Origin of the sequence: Streptomyces soli, from assembly GCF_003999195.1 — a bacterium.
GTDB classification, from domain to species: domain Bacteria; phylum Actinomycetota; class Actinomycetes; order Streptomycetales; family Streptomycetaceae; genus Actinacidiphila; species Actinacidiphila soli.
The window spans coordinates 53,413-68,683 of the sequence record NZ_RJVR01000346.1; the positions used below are offsets into that span (position 1 = coordinate 53,413).

Consider the following 15,271-nt stretch of genomic DNA (forward strand, 5'->3'; position numbering starts at 1 on the left):
CTGCCGGTGCCCGAAGACCCCCGCCGCTCACCCGATGCCGTCGCGCACCAGATCTCCGAACTCGGAAAGCTCATCACCGACCTGGGCGACGAGGTCCTCTTTCGCGTCGCCGACCATGACCAGGCACCGCACACCGCTCTGCCGCTGCGACGGAGCGCGCAAGACCATCCTCCCCCAGCCTTCGGCCGGGGGTACCCCCAGGCTGGCCGTACTCCTTCGCCGCCGGCCTGGAGTGGGGCGCCACGTCGTGGACGACACTGCTGGACGCGGCCCGGATCGGGCCTGATGACGACACCACCATCGTGACGGCCCGGCAGGCACGGCGGGTGGTCGAGCGTCTGGATGCCGCCGGTGTGCTCGCCGGACGCCCAGCCCCGGTGTTCGTCTTCGACGCCGGCTACGACCTGACCCGAACCACCTATCTGACCAGCCAGGACGGCCTGGAAGTTCGCACCCCCGCCAGAAGACCGAAACCCGCAACCTCGGGCCCCGGCCGCCCGAAAGGCACCACCCGACCACCCCGTACCCGCTACCCAGTCGGGAAGAGGAAGACCACCCCCACCAGCAAAAACAACCAGCGCCAACCAACACCAGAGGTCGAGAGCACCACAGCGGCTAAATGATCTTCACAGGTTTAATCTCAAGCTGAGAGGCGGTTACTCAAGCAGGATTTCCTCCGGCCGCCGGTTGGTTACCGCGGTCTCCCTGCCGCTCAGTATGTGCTCGATGCAGGCCTTCAGATCGCCGCCGTGGTCATCCCGAGCCATGCTCCGGAGCTCCTGGGTGAGGTCCAGGCCGTTGATCAGGACGATCGGGTACTGGTCTTCCACCATCTCGGTCTGGGCAGGCACCGAGTAGGCCCCCGTTGTCACGTAGACGCCGATCCAGCCGCGCCGAAGTCGGGCCACCACGCGGGCAATCTGCTCGGCGGATACAAGGTGATCCGGCCTGACGCACTTCGCCTGTCCCAGCACAACGAGACTCGTGCCAGCCAGCCCGCTGCCCAGATCGAGCCGCCCCACGAAGTCAGCTCCGCCGTCACCGGACCTGCGGGTCAGCCATCCTTCAACGTAGCTGTTTCCGGCCCCGCGCAGCACACGCGCGGCGACGGTTGAAGCAATGGCCTCGAAGTCGTGCTTGCGCCCGTCGAAGTATTTGTAGATCAGCTCAAGGTCCTCGGCCTCCCTACTGCCAGCCTTCGGTCGCTGCTCGGGCACCTTGGTGACCTTGGCCCGGGCAACGCGCCGGCGGAGTCGAGGTAGGGCAGAGTTGCCATGCTTGACCCACTCGCGCCATGCCTTCGGGGCCTGCTCGAGCGCCTCTAGGTCGGTCACGGACTCATCCCGCCGGGAGTGGATCCACTCCCAAGGAACCTCGTCGTGCTCGGCTGTGAGGTCAATGAGCGCGATGTCGTATACGTAGTTGATGAATGTGGTGTGCTCGCTGCCGCCCCACTGCACCAGCCGCTCTGCCCTCTCGATGACGCCCAGCCCACAGAACTCGACGTGCCCCTTGGGCTTGCCGTTGCGGGAGACCGCGCGAAACAGCAGCAGTGGTGTGGCGGTCGCTCGCTCCTCCGGCGTGTGCCCCTGGTGACTGGTGAAGGCCTCAAGTAGGGCTGCGTTCCCGTTTGTGGTTCCGGGCACGAGAGTCGTGCTGGCTTTGTGGTCGCCGAAGTAGCGGACGTGCCCGTTGTCCATGTCGAACACGTCGTGCCACGGCGTCTGCTCAGTGCCAGCCTTCCAAGGACTCGACCGAATGAGGATCACAGGACGCCTCGGTCCCGCTGGCGCTCCAACTTTGGCCATCCCATTGATCCCAGACTCCAACAAGGCCCTCTTCAGGCCCGGCGAGTGCGTCACATGATGGAAGTTTGGGTATCCGTCCAGCTCGGCTTGCTTCGGATCCTTACCTGTGGCGTAGCGGTACACCTGGCCTACGCGGAGCGACCTCCCCAACACCCTCTCCCCTCCTGTCACTTCACGATAGTGTCATGCGCCAGAGGCATGTCCTGCACGCTGTCCCAGGCTCGAAGGTTGGTCGTCGTTCGCGTACCACCAACGCGCCTGATCACAGCAAACGCGTAAGTCATTGGATCGATCACCCTGACTACGAGGAAAGTTGGCGACTGTGGTACCTGCAGAGGCGAAGCTTTACATCGATTTCCACGGTCGTGTGATTGAGCACCTCGGGATCGACATGTACCAGTCCCCTATCGCAGCGATTGCGGAATTGGTCTCAAATTCTTGGGACGCAGACGCTAACAGCGTTCAGGTCAAATTGCCGAAAAACCTGGCACCATCTTCCGAGATCATCATCTCAGATGACGGCGAGGGCATGACTCTGCAGCAATGTCAAGATCGGTATCTCAGGGTCGGATATAACCGTCGCAAGGACCGCCAATCCGAACTCACTGCGGGTGGCCGTCCAGTAATGGGACGGAAGGGGATTGGAAAGTTTGCTGGCTTCGGTATCGCCGACCTGGTGATAGTAGAGACGGTCAGCAAGGAAACCGGAGAGCGGACTGTATTTGAACTGGATGTCGCTCGCCTGACCGGCGAGTCGGAAGAGTACGCTAGCGAAACCCTTCTAGATGTGGAGGTTGTCGAATACTCCGGGCCGGACGATTCTGCGAGGTCTCAGCACGGAACAACGATCCGCCTACGAAATCTAACGCTCAAGAAGCGGCCCAATAAGGATCAGTTCCGGGTTAGCATGGCGCGCCGTTTCTTGCTTCTGGAGCGAGCGGATGAGTTTGAGGTTCTCGTAAACGGAGATCCGATTTCAACGGAAGAAGACGTCGAGAGAATCCAGTTCACATTTCCTCCCGACTATGCAGAAAAGGAGATTCCGCCTGGCCTGCAAATTGAGGACGGTTGGGGAGTCGAGGCACTCTCCAACGGAGAGAAGATTCGCTGGCGGTTCCACTTCTATCATGACCCGATTCACGAGGATGAGCTCGCCGGCATTTCGATCTTTAGTCATCATAAGCTCTCTCAGCGTCCGTTCCTGTTCAACCTGAGTGGCGGGTTCGGAGGCCAGCAGGGTACAAGCTACCTGTCGGGTAGGATTGAGGCCGATTTTATCGATGACCAAGAGAAAGATCTGATCTCGACAGAGCGTCAGCGAATCAACTGGGAATCTGATGCGGCTCTACCTCTTGCTGCATGGGGTCAGGAAAGAGTCAAGTCGCTTCTGAGGATTTGGCAGGATCGTCGAGCCGCAACGAAGGTTAAGGCGATGAATGCCAGGATCGAGCCGTTCTCTCAGCGATTGGGCAAGTTGGAGAAGCATGAGCGACGGATTGTGGACCGGGCTTTTACTTCTCTCGCGAAAATTGCCGTCATTTCAGATGATCAGTTTGAAGATCTGGCTAACGCCATCTTGAATGCCTGGGAGGGAGGGCGGCTTCGCGACTTGATTGACGATCTAGGCCGCACCAACGAGATGGATGCCGATGCGCTCGTGCGGATTCTCGTTGAGTCAAGGGCTATGAATGCTCTCCATGCTGCGGAACGGGTGAAGATTCAGCTAAATCTTATTGAGGGTCTGGAAGAACGCATCAAGAACCGCGAGCTCGAGAATGCGGTACGGGACTATATTGCCGAAAACCCCTGGATGATCTCTCCAGAGTGGGATACCTTCAAGGTGGAGAAAAGTCTCGAAAACATGATGAAGCTCGTGGGTGAAACCTCTCTCGATACCCTGAATGGATGGAAGGGGCGAGTGGACCTCGTCCTTTGTGCAGGGCATCAGCTATTGGTTATCGAGTTCATGCGACCCGGAGTCACGGCCGATTGGGATCATGTTGGCCGTTTTGAGCGATACATTTTTTCACTTCGGGAAGCCGTAAATGCCAACCGCGGCGGCGACTTCAACTCTGTAACCGGTCTCATGGTGGCCGATAAGCTGGAAAGGCCTGCCGGGTTTAATGAGAAACTCTCCGGGTTGCGCCGACAGGGCATGGATGCGACCGACTGGTCCGGACTCCTAAGTAAGGCTAAGTCGCAGTGGCAGGATTATTTCGACATCCTTTTCCAGCGTGCCCCTGAAGATGGACGGATGCAATCGCTGGCCGGCGGCAATCCTGGCAGTTCAAGCGGATCGGAGTAGAATCGCTCAGTTTCCACCTCGATGGAAGTTCGCGCGTGTCCATTCACGGGGTGGTAAGGCCGGGGTGGGTAGCCAGGGTGTTCCTGCGAGGGCGCGGTGGATGGGGTGGATGCCGTGGCCGCGTGCGCTGACGAGGTAGAAGCGGACGCGTAGGTAGGCACCCAGGGTGCTGGGGGTGTGCCAGTAGCCCGAGACGGCCTGGTGCCGTTTCGATCCTCGAAGTGCCTTCTCGGAGGCGTTGTTGGTCCAGGGAACGGCGAAGTTGCGGGTGAACAGCCAGACCTACTCGGCCTTGTCGGTCAGGCGTTTGGCGAGACGGTAGCCGGGATGGTTGCCGTCGTGCCAGTCCCCCAGCCGGTTGGTGAGGATGCCCCAGCCGGTGGCCTTGTCGAAGCGTTCCCGCAGGCCGGCCAGCAGGTGCGGGTCGAGCTGGTCGTCCCCGGCGTCACGGGCAGCGCTCAGCCTTGGCCCATACCTGCCCGGCCGGGTCCTGGGCGGTGATTCCGTCCAGGTCGCGCAGCAGGTGGGCCAACGCGATCGAGTCGCTCAACGCCCGCTACCGGCGCGCGGCCCAGGCTTGCGGGCACTTCCCCAACGAACAGGCCGCCCTCAAGCGCCTCTACCTCGCCACCCTCGCCCTCGACCCCACCGGCCGCGGCCGGCAGCGCTGGAACAACCGCTGGAAGTCCGCCCTGAACGAGTTCGACGTCCTCTTCGACGGGCGCCTTACCGCCGGACGAGTGTAGGCCAAACAGCCCACCGAAAAACCTGTACGCCAACCAGATGAATCACACCTGAATCCTGAATCCTGATAGACCCGCAACGATCGCCGCCATGTCGGCATAACCGGGGTATCGGCGTAATGTGCGTTGCACAGGGCGTGTCGGCTGCCGTAGCGCTGGCCTGGATCGTTCACGGCAGTGACCGGTTGATCTTGTGCCCGTGATGTCGCTTTCGTTCTCGCTCGGGGCGGTTGCCGGGCGAGTGCGACCGTCGGCTGTCGTGCCGGATGACGCCGGGTTCCACGGCCCCGGTGGCGTGCTGCTTCCTCCTCTCGGCTGGTCGGGGCGGGTTCGCCCTGGTCAGGTGGGGCAGGGCGAGCAGGCGCCGGAACGCGGTGACGATCTCATCGGTCCAGGGCCAGGTTCGGGGGATCTTCAGCCGCCGGCGGCGCTGGCCGGCTACGAGGACGGCGGGGGCGTGCAGGAAGCGGTACCGCAGGGTCTTCGGGGTCGCCTTGGCCAGGGAGGTGCCGTGCAGGGCGAGGAGTTGGAGCCAGGCACGCAGGTCGCACGCCAGGGCGGTGACGGCGAGCCAGGCCTGGTTGATCTTCATGTGGCGGGAGGGGAACCGGTTCAGGCTCTCGGCCTTGCTGTCCCGGATCTTGGGCTCGGCCCGGGCGTGAGTCCTGTGACGCACGTCCAGCCATGAGGCCTGATGGCCTTGGGTGTTGGTGGCGAAGGCCTGCAGGCGCACCTCGTGCTCGGTCTCGTACGCGCTCGCGTCCTTGGCGTAGCGCGAGTGCAGGGGTTCGCGGTGCACGAACACCCGGTGACCCTTCGGCCAGGTGGACAGGTCGCCGAGCAGGCCGGTGATCTCGGCGACGGCCGCGTTCTCGCGCGGCTCGCCGGTCTCGTCCAGGGCCGGCTCCCACAGCGTGCGGCCGGTCTCCTTCTCCAGCGCGTCCAGGGCGAGCACGGCGTCCATCTCGCGCTGAGTGAAGGTCCAGCCGGTGGAGTACTCCCAGGTGTAGGAGGGGTGGGTGCGTCCCCCCGCCGGGGCGATCCAGGCCAGCAGGCCGCAGGAGAACCCGGCCCCGTCGGTGCGGAACAGGATCTTCCTTCGGTAGGGGCCGGGAAGTTGGGCCACCGCCGCTTCGAAGATCGCGATGTTGTCGCCGGTGTCGTTGGCCCCCGCATCCCCGGGGCGCAGGTGCTGGGCGAGCATCTCGCCGGTGTTGTCGCAGAACGTCAGGATCGGGCACAGGCCGTACACGCGCTTCTTGTACGTGCCCGCACAGCCCTCCTTCTCCGAGGCGCACCCCACCGGGGTGGCGTCGGAGTCCAGGACCGTCCAGCCCTCCAGCGCCCGCCCGTTGACGCTGATCCACGGGAAACCCTGGGGTCGGGCGGCGAGCAGGGCCCGTACCCGGCGGCGGACCTTCGCCCGCGCCAGCGCGATCCGTTTGAGCTGCTGTTCGCCCGTCTCCTCCAGGGTGCGCCACACCGTGGGCGCCGACGCGGTGTCCCTGAGTACGGGGCGCTGGTGTTCGAGGACGGCGATGTCGGCGATGGCGACCGCGCCGAGCACGATCGCGCAGGCCAGATCCGTCAGCACCCGCCCGCGCTCGTGACGCGGGGCGAAGCCGGTCCGGCGCATCGCGTACGTGAGCTCCTCGCCGAGCCCGACCCGCTCGGCCAGCACCTGAAGGTGCACCCCGCCCGCGTGCCCGACCTGCCCCTTCCCCTCGGCCGGCATGGCCAGACCGGCGAGTCGTCCACTACTCTTGCGCACGGATTCGGTGCCCCCGCCTTGCAGCGATGTGTTCTTCGACAGCTCGCATCATCGCAGGTAGAGGCACCGTCTCTGCTTTCGGGTGACACTCAGTCACCAACCGCCGAGCCGCAGTGAATCACCGAGGCTGGTAGCAGGTGAAGGCATCGGCGACGAGGGTGCCGGTGAAGTGCTCCAGCACGCCGGCCTCGACCATCGCGACGTGCCCGCGCCTGGCGTGCGCGCGGTACCCGGTCAGCCTGTTGGTGCACGCGACGTGGACCCAATGCAGGGACGCGGCGACCCGGATGCCGGACTCGAGAAGTGTGCGACGGTGACTTGCTGCAGCAGTGCCACGGCGTGGTCGCTGAACGGGGCGAGCTGCTCGCAGGCCCGTTGCGCAGCACGGCGTCGAGGGTCGCCGGCGGCGTCCGCGCGCGGACCGTGGGCAGTGCTGCTGCACCAGCAGGTACACGGCCATCGCGTGGACGCCGGGACCGTACTGGGTCGGCGCCGTGAGACTCTCGGGCCCGCGTCGCGCGGGTCAGGTGACCGCAGGTGCAACGCAGCTTCAGCATCCGGTGCTCGATCACCGTGAGACGCGGGTCGGGCAGGTCGAAGACCTGCCCAGGTAAAACCGACCGACCTGCGCACGCGGGCCGGTGCCAGACGATCTCCTCCGGGTCCGTCACCCCCGATTGCTGTCCGGATGCCCCGGCTGGGCCCCCGGCCTGCCGCCGCTCGCTTGTGCTGCGAACGCGGCGGCTGCTTGCGGAACGGACTGCCCGAGGACGGCGACTTCGAGGAGTTCGAGCTCTGGGACTGGATCGGCACTCTGAAGACGATCTCGACGACCACGTCTCGGCGCTAAACGCCACGCGCTCGGCGGTAAGCCGGTCGACCGGCTTACCTGCCGGGCCAAACACAGTGCCGATCCCGGACTTCTACGCCTGCGGCGGGCTCGTCCGATCACCGCCGCTGAGTGGACATCCAGCGACAGCGCGTTGTGCCCGCATTCCACCCTGCTGCGGGAGGTCGAGGAAACCGGCATCGGCCACTTCTTCGAGCGCATCGACGGACCCACCGGCCGTCGGGCGGCACCAAGGCAGCAGCCCTGGCGGCCCACCTCGACGCGCTCGGCATCAGCACCAAACCGCGGCGCCTGCTGCTGATCTGCGACCCCATCGACGACGCGGACGCCGCCCACGCCAACGAAGCCTTCGCGGTACTCCACACCGGCGGCCTGCACCATCCCGCCAAGTTCACCGCCGCTGGCCACCCGCTCGCCGACAACCTCGACCAGGCCGTGGCCCTCGGCCTCCGCCTGGCCGCCGAGCTTGCTCCGGCGTGGTGGGACCCGGCACCCGGCCGGTCCAACCGGCCTACGCCAGAGCGCTTCTAGCGCAGATTCCCGGCTCGGCCAAATCGCGGATTCTCCGGATTCTCTCCTTTGTGCCGCCCTCCCACAGATGGAGCACGTCCCCATGTCCAAGCCCAGCAAGGCCACCCCCGAGCCGTTCCGCGTGCCCGACGGCGATCTCGACGATCTCGCCAGCACCCTCGCCAAGGCCATGGCGGAGGTACGTCAGCACGGTGTCATTCTCGACCGCCTCGGCTCCGAGCCCACCTCCGCACTTCAGTCCACCGACGGCACCCCGGCCGCAGAGTCAGCCGACGCCGACAAGGCCGACGGCCCGACCTCGGTGTTCATCCTCGCCTTGGGCGGCGAGGCATACGCCGTCGAACTGGCCGCACTCAGCAACTGGGTGAACTACCTTTTCCTGCCGGTCTACGGACGGGAGATCAGCACCACCCGGCCGTGGTGCGACCAGTGGCACGAGCATCCCGAGGCCGTCGCCCGGCTGCACGCGCTCTGGCTCGCGTGGCAGCAGCTCACGGACGCCGAGGCCGGCCTGTCCGGTCCTTCGACGTGGCACCGCGACCACCTCGACCAGGCCCTGATCCACCTCCGTGCCCCCGACGGCCCCTTCGCCGCATGCACGACGAGCCCGACCCGGCCCAACCACCGCGTGCTGGCCACCCCCGCACCCGAGCGGACAGGAGCCGTCCAGTGACCGCCGAACTCGACTTCCACCTCGATGACTTCGAGCCCGCCGACGCCGACTCCGAGTACGCGGAGCAACGGATGTGGGCCGGTGAACTGACGATCGTGGCCGAACACCACACGACCCCGAACGGATCCCGCAGCTACGTCGTCGCCCATGACGGCTCGGTGAGCTGGGGTGTGCCCGGAGAACCGCAGGTAGTTGCGATAAAGGTCGCACGAGACCTGGGCCTGAACACGTTCACCTTCGAGACGGCCTATCACGCCAGCGTGTCCTTCGCCCAGAACTGGCTGATCGAACGCGGCTGCCCGCCCGACCCCATAGCCCAGGTCCGCGCCGACTTCATGAAGCCCGCCGACGACCTCACCCTCCGGATCGAGCAGCAGATCCGCGCGTCGGGCAAGCAGTACGAAGTCCTCGACACCCAGTCCTCGGACTACGACCCGTGCGAAACGTGGACGTTGACCGGCGACTCCCTCGCTGCTCAGGCCCCGATACGCGTCTTCCTCGAAGAAGGGGACTTCGACGCCCACACCTACACGATGCGCCAGGGCGCTTTCGCCGACGAGGACGCCGCCCGGCACTGGCTGGACAACCGCAGCGACCCCCTGCCGGAGCCGCCGGAACACCGCGGCGACGCCGCCGCTCTGCGGGCCCGTGCTGCCCTCACCCGCTCCACCAGCGCCTCCGCGATCCCCAAGGCCGGCCTCGACACCAGCAACGCGCCGTCCGTGAACAAGGCCCAGCGACCGAACCCTCGGAGGTCGATGTGAGCCGCGCCCGCTTCGCCTTCGCCGCGCACCCGGACGCCATCGGGGACCTGCGCGAACTCCCCGACGAGATCCGCGACCTGGCGCTGCTGGAACTGCAGAACCTGGTCCACGGCAGCGACGACTGCCTGCCGCTGAAAGGCCGCCTCGCGGGCTTCCACAAGGTCTACGTCGACCCGGCCGTCTCCTACCGGATGGTCATCCAGTTCCGCCCGGCCCCGCCCACCTCGACCCACAAGCGCGAGATCTACCTCGTCGCGGCCGGCGCCCGGGAGGACTACGCGGTCTACCTCGCGGCCCACCTTCGCACCGGCCTCAACCAGGCCACCGAGACGGATTCGGCGACCGAGGCGCGCGTGCAGGCAGCCCGATCCCGCTCCCCCCACACGGTCGACCAGACAGCGTCCCTCCCGGCCGCCGCACCGGCGGCAACCCACCCCACCGCATCCGTCTCCCGAAAGGCCCCCCTGCGATGACCGCCGACCGCACCCCCTTGGCCCGCGCCGAACTGGCCGGACTGCTCACCGACGCCGCGCAGAGCGTCTCCGGCGTACTGACCACCGAATACCCCACCGCCGCCAGCCGCTCGTACCTGCATCCCCTTCTCGGTGCGCTGTCTGCCGGCCCCCGGGTGGTCTGCGAGCTGAACGACCGGCTCGAAGGGTTCGTCATCGACGAGCCGCTCCCCGCCACGCCCGCCGGTCTGTTCACCCTGGCGTCCTACGCCTCCGCACTCGGCTGGCTCACCGAGTCCCTCGCGGAGCTGACCGCCTCCGTGGACCAGATCTGCACGCGGGTCGGCATCCCCGCCGAGGCGCCGGACCCAGACATCGCCGCACCCACGCCGACGGAGCAGGACAGCGAGTTCGACTTCGCGTTCAGCGCGCTCGAACTGGCCGCCATCCGCACCGCTGCCGAGGCCGCAAACCTCACGCCCGGCGACTACGTCGAGGTGCTCTCCCAGTCCCTCCTCGCTGCCTCGCGGATCACCGACGCCTGCATGGAGATCTCCAGCGGCCTGCTCGAAGACGCCACCTATGTCCTCGGCGATGCGACCGACCACGTCTCGATCGGCGAAGGCCCCCACAGCCTGCCCACCCTGGTGCGCTCCCTGCTGGCCCGGATGGCGGCGGCCGAGTGAATCCCCACGACCCGGCCAAGCGGCCCGGCGCGCACTTGGTCGCCGAAGAGTTCGGTGTCGAGGATCCCTGGGCGCTGAGCGACAACCGCCCGCTCCGCGACCCGCTCGACCTCGTCGGGAGGATGGTCGCCGAGGCCGCCCGCGATGTCGACGAGCTGCACGGCGAACTGACCCGCGCCGCCCAGTCCGCGATCGAGCTTCTTGAACCCTTCGGGCGGGGCGATCACGCCAGCATGGGCGGTTGGTACGGCATCCTGCGCACCACTGGTCCGCAGATCGAGTTGCTCGTCGCCCGCCGGGGTGCGGCCTACGAGCAACTGACCCGGGCCGTGTCCACCTACCACCGCCTTCTGCCCGAGTCCGACGCCACTCCGGCCTCGAAGGGACCGCGCCAGAGCGTGGACCTGGCCCCGGAGCAGGACAACAACTGGGCCATCGCGGACGGTCGCCAATTCGCCGCCCTCGAAGCAGTCGAGGCAGACGGCCTGCGCTTCCACCAGAGCGCGGTCTACGGCTACACCTGACTCTCCGACGGGGCCGGTAACCGCCCGAAGGTGCTGGCCGAGACCGCCGAGCGGCTCCTCGCGGACGGGCTGCTGGAGAAGGACACCAGCACGTCGTCGTACCGCCCTGGACAGCTCCTGTCGCTCACACCGCAGGGCGAGGCAGCCCTCCAGGACGGGCGATCGACTGCACCACGCGTTTCCGCCGCCCTCAGCCGCAGCCACCCCGGCCCGTCTCCGGGAGCCGACACCGCTTCCGCTTCCCCCGTCGGAACGGCCGCGAAGCCCTCCCGCACCCGCTGAACCCCGAGGAAGGAAGACCCCCATGTCCACCGCGATCTACACCCGCCACCTGGTCGAGCACCGATACGGCCGCCCGCTGGAGGAACTCCAGCGCAGCGGCGCACACGACGGTTCCAGCGATCCCGTTCTGCCGATCGTGCTGCGGCGGCTCAGCGGCTTGGCTGAGACGAACGCCCAGGTCCGTGCCGCCCGTCGCAACCTGGACACGGCCTGGCAGCGCTGCCGCTCCGGCGAGCACACCCTCGACGACCTCGTGCTGCGGTACGCGGACGAGGTCGTTCACCTCGAACGCCGGGAGCAGTCGGAAGCTGAGGCGGTTTGGGATCTGCTGGATGTCCGCCTCCTGCTTGATCAGCCTGCCGCCCGCCGGCCTTCGGCTGGCCGGACCGGCCCCGCGTCCGGCGATGAGGACCTGATGACCATTGCTCGCCAGGTCGCCGCCTGCCTGCCCCGTCTCAACCGCGAAACCCTGCGCCGGGGCCTGCGTGACCGAGGCATCCACGTCAGCAACCGTCGGCTCGGCACGGTGCTCCAGCGTCTCCGCGCCGAGCGCGACCCTCACCGGCCCGGCCCGACCGCCCGCGCCTGAGCAATCCGAACCCTTCCTTCCCGACCGGAGTTATCACCATGCCCACCCCCGCACAGCCCACCACTCCCCGGATCGGCTCCTTCAACGCGCAGCACGTCGAGGCCGCGCTCTCCCTGATCGCGCCGGAGTGGACAGTCGGCGCAGACTTTTGCCAGCACGGCGACCCCATGCGCGTGCGTGACGTCGCCGCCGGGCTTCGCTTCGTCGGCGAGCAGCTCGTCGGCAAGCGACTGGCGCAGATGCACGCTGACGGGCTGGTGACCCGAGCCGCTGATCGCCACAGTGCCCCGTTCCAGCTCAGCGGGTTCGGCAACTGGCTGTCGTCGGTGCACCGGGCACTGTCCTACTGGTCCCAGACGAACCTGTCGCTCGGCAAGGTGGCCGGTACCGAGCGCGTCGAGGACGCCGTGCGCCGTCTACACCTTCGCCACTCGACCGCCGTGATCCAGGTCTTCGGCGCGGGCGGACCCGTGCGGTTCGTCCACATCGCCGAGGAGGCCGGGCTGGACAACGGCTTCACCCGGCAGCGGCTGAACCGGCCTCAGCTCGACGTCCTGGTCGCCCGCACCGGACCGCGCCACGGCGATCCGTACGTCCTGACCGACGCCTGGCGAGCGCTGGGCCCGGTCTACGCAGCCGTCAAGCACTGGAGCAACCCCGTCGCCCCACAGCGCCCCGCCACCGCGGCGGCCACCCGCACCCACACCGGCATCCCGCTGGGGTCGGACAGCATCCGTACCGCAGCTGCCCTGCGTCGGACCACCGCCGCGCCGAGCGCCCTGTTCAGCCACGCCCCGCAGCCGCAACCGCGCGTGCCGCTGGCCGTCACCGCCCGATCCGCCCCCTCTCGGGGCCGGTGATTCCCATGGCCCCCTGCACCAGATCCGCGTCCCCACCGCGCTCGTGCCCGCGTGCAGCCGAGCAGTCCGCCCCGGCTGCACGCGGGCCCGTTCCCCACCTCGACCTTGGAGGAGCTGTGCCGTACGACCTGAACGACGAGCGGTGGCGCGAGTACCACGTCACCCCGCGCTACCTGGCCGGATCGACCTGCACCGGCGATCCCGCCCTCCAACCTCTCCTCGACGTGGGCTGGAAACTGAATCACGACGAGATGGGCAACGTGTACGTCAACGCCCCCGAGCAGACCATTCGCCTGGGGTACCTGCCCGAAGGTGAGGACGACGCGCTGTGGAAAATCGCGGCGTACTCCGATCCCTTCGCGATGCCCCGCTGGCTGGTCACCTTCCAGGACAGCACTCCCACCGAGATCGTCGCCGGCTTCACCACCGCGCTCGCTGCCGCCTACACCGAGGGCCCCGACTCCTATCTCTACTACGGCAACAGCGACCTGGCGGCGCTCGACGTCGGCACACCGCTGGCGGCAGCGGGCTGGAGCCACCGCTGCGGCGCGGCCGACGTCTCCTTCCAGTCTCCGGACGGCCTGGCCGAGGTCCACCTGCGCCGAGGCCGCCTCGACCACGCCGCCGAAATGCAGGGCCATCAAGAGCGGTGGCTCATGCTGGCCGGGCCGCCCGAGAACCAGTGGTACGCCACCGCCTCCTCCTTCACGCCGGAGGGCCTGGTGGCCGCGCTGAACACCGCGCTCACCGACCCGGCACCAGTCATCCGCTACGGCGACGACCTGCGCCACCTTCCGGCGCAGGCAACGGCAACCCCGGTCAAGCCCCCGGTGCCGACTCCCCTGGACGTGCGCCGTGCCCAGGCTGCCAACGCGCGTTCCATCGTGGCGCCTTCGCCTGCCGGCGCGCGGCCGTTCAACCCGGCACCACGCCCGCCCTCGGTTCCACAGGTGCCGCGTCCGGGGCACAGCCGCTGACCACCACCCTCTTCTCCACCTCACCTCCGGAGCCATCCGTGTCCTACGCCACTGCCCTCGACCAGGCCGACGCAATGATCGAGAAAGCCTGGGGCCGCCCCATCGACGCACTGGAGACCCTCGCAGTCCGCCGTCCCGCCGAGGACCCTCTCCTGCGCTCGGCGATGCACATCCGATCGGCTCTCGTCGTCTCGAACAACACGGTCGCCGTCCACCAGGACCGCCTGCACGCCCTCACCCGGCCCGGCCATGTGCCGGCCTTCTACGACCTGGAGCGGATCACCAGCACGGCTGTGGACCTTCGTGTCGCGCAGGCCGAGAGCCGCACCGCCCTGCAGGCGATCAGCCACGTGGTCGAGGCCCGGGAAGCCGCCGCAACCGCGGACCGGGCACCGACGGTCCGGTTGGCCCAGGCCGCTGTCGCCCGCTCGGCGCACGTACCGCGCGCGCTGGGCCAACCGCCCAACCGGCCCGCTCCGTCGGCCGCTGCCGGCCCGACGGTGGCCGCGTCCGGGCCACGCCGCTAGCCGATCAGTCCGCGTCTTCGTCGCGGTGGGCTTCCCCGAACCGGGAGCCCACCGCGCGGGCCAGCTCCTCCACCGTCAGCTCGACGCGCCGCCCATCCGCGATGCGGAGCTCCACCTCGGCTTCCCCGTTGCGCTTCTCCTCGATGTCGGGATTCGTGCGCACGGCCCACTGGCCGTCGGCGACCATCGCGATGTCACCCACCGTCCACGGCCGCCCGGCCGCGCGGACCTTGCGCTCCAGCCCTGCTCCGTCCCAGTGTCTGCTCGACTCCGCCACGCCTTCTCCCCCTTCGGCTGCGTACCGCCTCGCACCGCAACCCAGTTACGACAACCGGCCGCGCCGATCCATTCCCCGGCCCGTCGGTCCATCGCTCCCGACGGCCAGTTCGCCCACGGCAGACACCACCTTCCGGGAAACGACTACGTACTTCGGCACACTGCATGTCAACGTACGGCTGTCGGGAAACACCGCAGGTCAACGAAGGGACCGTCAAGTCGCGAAAGCCTCCAGCACCCTCCTGCCCGCTGTCGTCCGCCCCGCCACGGAGGAGCGCGCCTGGCTGTCCAGCGACCACTGCGCGGGGCCGGTGCTCGCACTTCTCGGGGCGCTCGGCTGGGCGATCGTCTATACCCCGGAGGCCAACGTGCACTGCACCAGCCCGGACCGCCGTGTCTATGTCGGCTGGCTCCCCGAGGACACCGCCGCCTGGAAGCGCGGCATCGTCTGGCAGGTCCGGGTGGTCCCCGACGACGCCGAGCCCTGGGTCCAGGAGTTCGGCCTCTACACCCCCTCCGAGGCTGTCGCCGGATTCGTCGCCGCCCTCGTCGCCAACCCCTCCCGCTGACCGCTCTCGTCCGCCACACGCCCCGCACCGCCGCTGGTCGGCTCGCACGCCGAGCCGACCAGCCCCTAGCCACCGAGAGGAACG

The 15,271-nt window shown here is 67.7% G+C and carries 17 protein-coding genes and 2 pseudogenes; 15 read left to right on the plus strand and 4 right to left on the minus strand.

The features are described 5' to 3' along the window. Positions 1-27 precede the first annotated feature (27 nt). Positions 28-162, minus strand: a complete 135-nt coding sequence (locus EFK10_RS52435) for a hypothetical protein (RefSeq protein WP_265737602.1) — start codon at positions 160-162, stop codon at positions 28-30. Positions 163-203: 41 nt separating this feature from the next. Here EFK10_RS52435 and EFK10_RS51520 point away from each other — a divergent pair. Beyond that, positions 204-623: pseudogene (locus EFK10_RS51520) on the plus strand (transposase); the annotation flags it as partial. A 33-nt stretch (positions 624-656) separates the two neighbouring features. Here the strand turns inward: EFK10_RS51520 and EFK10_RS42060 are convergent. After that, entirely contained in the window at positions 657-1,979 is a 1,323-nt protein-coding gene (locus tag EFK10_RS42060; protein WP_240677804.1) for a restriction endonuclease, read from the minus strand. A gap of 151 nt (positions 1,980-2,130) precedes the next feature. On the opposite strand from EFK10_RS42060, the gene EFK10_RS42065 reads away from it, so the two are divergent. Together EFK10_RS42065 and EFK10_RS42070 are read left to right on the plus strand one after the other, a co-directional pair. Continuing rightward, positions 2,131-4,113 (plus strand): ATP-binding protein, encoded by a 1,983-nt coding sequence (locus EFK10_RS42065; protein ID WP_240677812.1) that lies wholly within the window; start codon positions 2,131-2,133, stop codon positions 4,111-4,113. Between the two features lie 530 nt (positions 4,114-4,643). Next, positions 4,644-4,859, plus strand: a pseudogene (locus EFK10_RS42070) (transposase); the annotation flags it as partial. Between the two features lie 166 nt (positions 4,860-5,025). Here the strand turns inward: EFK10_RS42070 and EFK10_RS42075 are convergent. Then, complete coding sequence (locus tag EFK10_RS42075) at positions 5,026-6,627, minus strand: IS1380 family transposase (RefSeq protein ID WP_127360912.1); 1,602 nt, start codon at positions 6,625-6,627, stop codon at positions 5,026-5,028. Between the two features lie 961 nt (positions 6,628-7,588). On the opposite strand from EFK10_RS42075, the gene EFK10_RS42085 reads away from it, so the two are divergent. From EFK10_RS42085 to EFK10_RS42135, 11 genes are all read left to right on the plus strand, one after another. Then, on the plus strand, positions 7,589-8,008 hold the full coding sequence (locus EFK10_RS42085) for a hypothetical protein (protein ID WP_127360914.1): 420 nt from the start codon (positions 7,589-7,591) through the stop codon (positions 8,006-8,008). Positions 8,009-8,090: 82 nt separating this feature from the next. Continuing rightward, positions 8,091-8,681, plus strand: a complete 591-nt coding sequence (locus EFK10_RS42090; protein ID WP_127360915.1) for a DUF4913 domain-containing protein — start codon at positions 8,091-8,093, stop codon at positions 8,679-8,681. Continuing rightward, positions 8,678-9,445, plus strand: a complete 768-nt coding sequence (locus EFK10_RS42095; protein WP_127360916.1) for a glycosyl hydrolase — start codon at positions 8,678-8,680, stop codon at positions 9,443-9,445. Before EFK10_RS42090 ends, EFK10_RS42095 begins: the two co-directional genes overlap by 4 nt. After that, the gene (locus EFK10_RS42100; RefSeq protein ID WP_127360917.1) at positions 9,442-9,918 is read left to right on the plus strand and encodes a hypothetical protein; all 477 of its coding nucleotides are present in this window, start codon (positions 9,442-9,444) and stop codon (positions 9,916-9,918) included. Before EFK10_RS42095 ends, EFK10_RS42100 begins: the two co-directional genes overlap by 4 nt. Continuing rightward, positions 9,915-10,583, plus strand: a complete 669-nt coding sequence (locus tag EFK10_RS42105) for a hypothetical protein (protein ID WP_127360918.1) — start codon at positions 9,915-9,917, stop codon at positions 10,581-10,583. The genes EFK10_RS42100 and EFK10_RS42105 overlap by 4 nt, the downstream gene beginning before the upstream one ends. Then, positions 10,580-11,107 carry a hypothetical protein gene (locus tag EFK10_RS42110; RefSeq protein WP_127360919.1) on the plus strand — a complete coding sequence of 176 codons (528 nt, stop codon included), beginning with the start codon at positions 10,580-10,582 and terminating at the stop codon, positions 11,105-11,107. Before EFK10_RS42105 ends, EFK10_RS42110 begins: the two co-directional genes overlap by 4 nt. Positions 11,108-11,137: 30 nt before the next feature. After that, positions 11,138-11,389, plus strand: coding sequence for a hypothetical protein (locus EFK10_RS42115; protein WP_127360920.1), 252 nt, complete (start codon positions 11,138-11,140; stop codon positions 11,387-11,389). A 22-nt stretch (positions 11,390-11,411) separates the two neighbouring features. After that, positions 11,412-11,978, plus strand: a complete 567-nt coding sequence (locus EFK10_RS42120) for a hypothetical protein (RefSeq protein ID WP_127360921.1) — start codon at positions 11,412-11,414, stop codon at positions 11,976-11,978. 38 nt (positions 11,979-12,016) lie between these two features. Further along, the gene (locus EFK10_RS42125; RefSeq protein WP_164836378.1) at positions 12,017-12,838 is read left to right on the plus strand and encodes a hypothetical protein; all 822 of its coding nucleotides are present in this window, start codon (positions 12,017-12,019) and stop codon (positions 12,836-12,838) included. Between the two features lie 116 nt (positions 12,839-12,954). Then, positions 12,955-13,815, plus strand: coding sequence for a DUF317 domain-containing protein (locus tag EFK10_RS42130; protein ID WP_240677805.1), 861 nt, complete (start codon positions 12,955-12,957; stop codon positions 13,813-13,815). A 38-nt stretch (positions 13,816-13,853) separates the two neighbouring features. Then, positions 13,854-14,342 (plus strand): hypothetical protein, encoded by a 489-nt coding sequence (locus EFK10_RS42135; RefSeq protein ID WP_127360923.1) that lies wholly within the window; start codon positions 13,854-13,856, stop codon positions 14,340-14,342. Between the two features lie 4 nt (positions 14,343-14,346). Here EFK10_RS42135 and EFK10_RS42140 read toward each other — a convergent pair whose 3' ends face one another. Then, positions 14,347-14,619 (minus strand): hypothetical protein, encoded by a 273-nt coding sequence (locus tag EFK10_RS42140; RefSeq protein WP_127360924.1) that lies wholly within the window; start codon positions 14,617-14,619, stop codon positions 14,347-14,349. Between the two features lie 310 nt (positions 14,620-14,929). Between EFK10_RS42140 and EFK10_RS42145 the strand changes: the two genes are divergently transcribed. After that, positions 14,930-15,187, plus strand: a complete 258-nt coding sequence (locus EFK10_RS42145; RefSeq protein ID WP_240677806.1) for a DUF317 domain-containing protein — start codon at positions 14,930-14,932, stop codon at positions 15,185-15,187. Positions 15,188-15,271 lie beyond the last annotated feature (84 nt).